The sequence below is a fragment of the Allobosea sp. CER48 genome, assembly GCF_044752385.1.
Classification (GTDB): domain Bacteria; phylum Pseudomonadota; class Alphaproteobacteria; order Rhizobiales; family Beijerinckiaceae; genus Allobosea.
In genome coordinates this window covers 1-4,677 of sequence record NZ_JBIWYK010000247.1, presented here as the reverse complement: position 1 = coordinate 4,677, position 4,677 = coordinate 1, and the positions used below count along the sequence as shown (strand labels likewise).

Below are 4,677 nucleotides of genomic sequence, written 5' to 3'. Positions count from 1 at the left end.
AGGCAGCCCAGCCGCCCGGTACGAAGATGCCGCTGGCGCATCATTGGATGATGGTCCCTATCGCCGCCTCACACCAGCATCGCCATCGGCTTCTCGATATAGCCCTTGAAGGCCTGGAGCAGCTCGGCCCCAAGCGCCCCGTCCACCGCGCGGTGGTCGGTCGAGAGCGTCACCGACATCACGGTCGCGACAGCCGGCTGGCCGCCCTTGACGATGACGCGCTGCTCGCCGGCGCCGACCGCCAGGATCGTCGCATGCGGCGGGTTCACCACGGCCGCGAAATCCTTGACCCCGAACATGCCGAGATTGGAAACCGCCGTCGTGCCGCCCTGATACTCCTCGGGCTTCAGCTTGCGGGCCTTGGCGCGGGCCGCCATGTCCTTCATCTCGTTCGAGATCTGCGACAGCGTCTTGTGGCAGGCATCGCGGATGATCGGCGTGATAAGGCCGCCGGGGATCGAGACTGCGACGCCGACATCGGCATGCTTGTGCTTCAGCATGGCGCCTTCGGTCCAGGAGACGTTGGCATCCGGCACGGCCTTGAGCGCCAGCGCCAGCGCCTTGATCACCATGTCGTTGACCGAGAGCTTGTAGGCCGGCTTGCCGTCCTTCTCCGGCGCCGCGGCATTGAGCTCCGCGCGCAGCTTGAGCAGCGCGTCGAGCTCGCAATCCAGCGTGACGTAGAAATGCGGGATCGTCTGCTTGGCCTCGGTCAGGCGACGCGCGATCGTCTTGCGCATGCCGTCATGCGGGATCTCCTCGTAGGAGCCCGGCTCGAACAGCTTCTTGACCGCCTCGTCCGAGGGACCGGCCGCAAGCGGCGCGGAGGCAGGCTTCGGCGCGGACGGCGCAGCCGCCGCCGGAGCCGCCTTGGCCCCGCCACCCTTCTTCGCAGCCTCGACATCCTTCTCGACGATACGGCCATGCGGGCCGGAGCCAACTATGGCGGCAAGGTCTAGGCCGGCATCCTTCGCGATACGGCGTGCCAGCGGCGAGGCAAAGGGGCGGCTGCCGCCGGCCTTGGCCGGGGCGGCGGCAGGAGCCGCAGCCGGCGCGGCCGGGGCTGGTGCGGGCGTCTCGGCCTTCGGCGCTTCAGCCTTCGCGGGCGCGGCGCTCGCTGCCGGAGCAGAGACGCTCTTGGCGTCTTCGCCCTCCCCGGCGATCACGCCGATCACCTCGTTGACAGCGACGTCGGCCGTGCCTTCCGGCACCACGATCTTGGCGAGGATGCCCTCGTCGACCGCCTCGACCTCCATGGTCGCCTTGTCGGTCTCGATCTCGGCGATGATGTCGCCGGACTTGATCGTGTCGCCTTCCTTCTTCAGCCACTTGGCGAGATTGCCCTTCTCCATCGTGGGAGAGAGCGCGGGCATCAGGATGTTGGTCGGCATCGGTCAGCCCCTTCTCAGCGATAGCAGACGGCCTTGGCCGCCGCGACGACCTCACCGATGTTCGGCAAGGCGAGCTTCTCGAGGTTCGCGGCGTAGGGCATCGGCACGTCCTTGCCGGTGACGCGAGCCACGGGCGCATCGAGATAGTCGAAGGCGGCTTCCATGATCTTCATGCCGATCTCGGCGGTGACGCCCGACTGCGGGAAGCCCTCCTCGACGGCGACGCAGCGGTTCGTCTTCTGAACGGAGGCGACGACCGTCTCGATATCCATCGGGCGGATCGTGCGGAGGTCGATGACCTCGGCCTCGATACCTTCCTTGGCCAGAGCCTCGGCAGCACCCAGCGCATAGGTCATGCCGATGCCGAAGGAGACGATGGTCACGTCCGTGCCCGGGCGCACGACCTTGGCCTTTCCGATCGGGACGAGGAAATCGTCGCCCTTCGGCACGTCGAAGGACTTGCCGTACATGATCTCGTTCTCGAGGAAGATCACCGGGTTGGGATCGCGGATCGCGCTCTTGAGCAGGCCCTTCGCGTCGGAGGCGCTGTAGGGCATCACCACCTTGAGGCCAGGCACGTTGGAATACCAGGCGGCGTAATCGTGGCTGTGCTGCGCGCCGACGCGGGCGGCGGCGCCGTTGGGGCCGCGGAACACGATCGGCGCGCCCATCTGGCCGCCGGACATGTAGAGCGTCTTGGCGGCGGAGTTGATGATGTGGTCGATCGCCTGCATGGCGAAGTTGAAGGTCATGAACTCAACGATCGGGCGCAGGCCGGAAAGCGCCGCACCGACGCCGATGCCGGCGAATCCGTGCTCCGTGATCGGGGTATCGATCACACGCTTCGGGCCGAATTCCTGCAGCAGGCCCTGCGTGACCTTGTAGGCGCCCTGGTATTCCGCAACCTCCTCGCCCATGACGAAGACGTCCTTGTCGCGGCGCATCTCCTCGGCCATGGCGTCGCGCAGGGCCTCGCGCACGGTCATCGAGACGATCTCGGCCCCCGCCGGGAACTCGGAGGAAGCATCATAGGCCTTCGCCTGGGCGGGCACGGTGTCCGGCCTGCTGGCGGCGGGCGCGTCTTCGCTCTTGGCCTCCGGTTTTTCCTCGGGCTTCGACTCGGCCGGCTTCTCCTGCGCGGCCGCCTTGCCACCGCCGCTCGCCGCGGCGCTGACGTCCTCGCCCTCGGCCGCGATCACGCCGATCGGCGTGTTGACCGCGACATTCTCGGTGCCGTCGGCGACGAGGATCTTGGCGAGGATGCCCTCGTCGACCGCCTCGACCTCCATGGTCGCCTTGTCGGTCTCGATCTCGGCGATGATATCGCCGGACTTGACCTGATCGCCCTCTTTTTTCAGCCACTTGGCCAGTTTTCCTTCCTCCATGGTAGGAGAAAGGGCAGGCATGAGAATGTCGATCGGCATGAACGCACCCGGATTCTAAGACGCGGGGAAAGACGGTGAGCGGGCAGCGGCGCGGGCGTCAGCCCTGCGCCGGCTCCAGCAGGATGTCGGTGTAGAGCTCGGAGACATCGGGCTCGGGATCATGCGTGGCAAACTCGGCCGCGTCGTTGACGACCTCGCGCACCTTGGCGTCGATCGCCTTGAGCTCGTCCTCGCCGATCTTGAAGTCGCGGATCAGGCGGGCGCGGACCTGCTCGATCGGGTCGTGCTCCTCGCGCATGCGCTGCACTTCGTCCTTGGAGCGGTACTTCGCCGGGTCGGACATCGAGTGGCCGCGATAGCGATAGGTCTGCATCTCGAGGATGTAGGGGCCCTTCCCGGAACGGGCATGCTCGATCGCGCGCAGGCCGGCCTCGCGGACCGCGCGGACGTCCATGCCGTCGACCTGTTCCCCCGGGATGCCGAAGGAGACGCCGCGACGGGAGAAATCGGTCTGGGCCGAAGCACGGTTCACCGCCGTGCCCATCGCGTAGCGATTGTTCTCGATGATGAACACGACCGGCAGCTTCCAGAGCTGAGCCATGTTGAAGCTCTCGTAGACCTGGCCCTGATTGGCGGCACCATCGCCGAAATAGGTCATCGAGACCGTGTTGTCGCCACGATACCAGTCGGCGAAGGCAAGCCCGGTCCCGAGCGATACCTGCGCGCCGACGATGCCGTGGCCGCCATAGAAGTTCTTCTCGCGGCTGAACATGTGCATCGAGCCGCCCTTGCCGCGCGAATAGCCGCCGCGCCGGCCGGTGAGCTCCGCCATCACGCCGCGCGATTCCATGCCGCAGGCCAGCATATGGCCGTGGTCGCGATAGCCGGTGATGACCTGATCGCCATCCTTGGAGGCCATCTGCATGCCGATGACCACGGCCTCCTGGCCGATGTAGAGATGGCAGAAGCCGCCGATGAGGCCCATGCCGTACATCTGGCCGGCCTTCTCCTCGAAACGCCGGATCAGCAGCATCTCGTGATAGGCGTGGAGGTCTTCTTCCTTGGTGAAACTCGGGGTGTTGCTGAGGGCCGCGGAGGTTTTTCCCGCCGCCTCCTTGGCTCCTCGCCCCCTTGCGGCGGCTTTGGGTTGAGCGGGAGCTTTCGACTTACGCGCAGCAACAGCCATCAGGCGGTCCTCCAAGGTCTTTCGACTTTTGTAGAGGATCAAAAAAGCCTTGGCGAGCACGCTATCTCGCATTGCAACATGATCTAAGTCACTGAAAAATCAGAGAACTCAATTCGTAACCTGTTTTCAGTTAATTGATACGTCTGGGACTAAGTACCGTATCGTCAGAACTCAGCGCCCCATGATGACGACGTCGTTCTTGTGCGTCCGGCCGAGCGCCGCCCGCGCGTTCTCCTCGAGGAGATCGCGATCGACAGCCTCATCGCGCACCAGCGCGAGACGATGCTCCCAGGTCTTGCGTTCCGCGACAAGCCCCGCGAGCTCGGCCTCCATGTCGCGAAGCGATTCACGAACGGCACCGCGCGCCTCGAGGCCGCGCGCGCCATGTTGGGCGTGGAACATGAAATAGGCAACGGCCGCCCCCGAAACGAGATAGAGCGCCAATGTCACAAAGATCGAACGAAGGCCGCGGCGGATAACCATGTCGCCAGGCTAGGGAAACTTGGTTTCCGCCCGGTTAATGCCACGTGCGATGCCGGAGGTCTGTCATTCTGGTGAGCGGGGTGGGGATCGAACCCACGACCACATGATTAAAAGTCACGTGCTCTACCACTGAGCTACCCGCCCTCACCGAGGCGCTGACATACGGAGCCGTGCGCTCCCGGTCAACTCATTCGACGAAATCGTCACCAGCTCCTGCAAGGCCGGCGCCCAG

4 protein-coding genes and 1 tRNA gene are annotated in these 4,677 nt (G+C 65.3%); all 5 read right to left on the bottom strand.

Annotation, left to right across the window (positions count from 1 at the left end; translation table 11 throughout):
• Nucleotides 1–68 precede the first annotated feature (68 nt).
• Complete coding sequence (locus ACIPIA_RS10595; RefSeq protein ID WP_400509267.1) at nt 69–1,391, bottom strand: pyruvate dehydrogenase complex dihydrolipoamide acetyltransferase; 1,323 nt, start codon at nt 1,389–1,391, stop codon at nt 69–71.
• A 14-nt stretch (nt 1,392–1,405) separates the two neighbouring features.
• Nucleotides 1,406–2,815 (bottom strand): pyruvate dehydrogenase complex E1 component subunit beta, encoded by a 1,410-nt coding sequence (locus ACIPIA_RS10590; protein ID WP_400509265.1) that lies wholly within the window; start codon nt 2,813–2,815, stop codon nt 1,406–1,408.
• Nucleotides 2,816–2,873: 58 nt separating this feature from the next.
• The gene (pdhA, locus tag ACIPIA_RS10585; RefSeq protein ID WP_400509263.1) at nt 2,874–3,962 is read right to left on the bottom strand and encodes a pyruvate dehydrogenase (acetyl-transferring) E1 component subunit alpha; all 1,089 of its coding nucleotides are present in this window, start codon (nt 3,960–3,962) and stop codon (nt 2,874–2,876) included.
• Nucleotides 3,963–4,133: 171 nt separating this feature from the next.
• A complete protein-coding gene (locus ACIPIA_RS10580) occupies nt 4,134–4,412 on the bottom strand; it encodes an FtsB family cell division protein (RefSeq protein ID WP_400509269.1) in 279 nt (92 codons plus the stop codon).
• 102 nt (nt 4,413–4,514) lie between these two features.
• Nucleotides 4,515–4,589, bottom strand: a tRNA-Lys gene (locus ACIPIA_RS10575).
• Between the last annotated feature and the right edge of the window lie 88 nt (nt 4,590–4,677).

Coding starts and splice junctions, on each gene's coding strand:
- ACIPIA_RS10595 (WP_400509267.1), bottom strand. CDS start 1,391: ATGCCGACCAACATCCTGATGCCCGCGCTCTCTCCCACGATGGAGAAG.
- ACIPIA_RS10590 (WP_400509265.1), bottom strand. CDS start 2,815: ATGCCGATCGACATTCTCATGCCTGCCCTTTCTCCTACCATGGAGGAA.
- pdhA (WP_400509263.1), bottom strand. CDS start 3,962: ATGGCTGTTGCTGCGCGTAAGTCGAAAGCTCCCGCTCAACCCAAAGCC.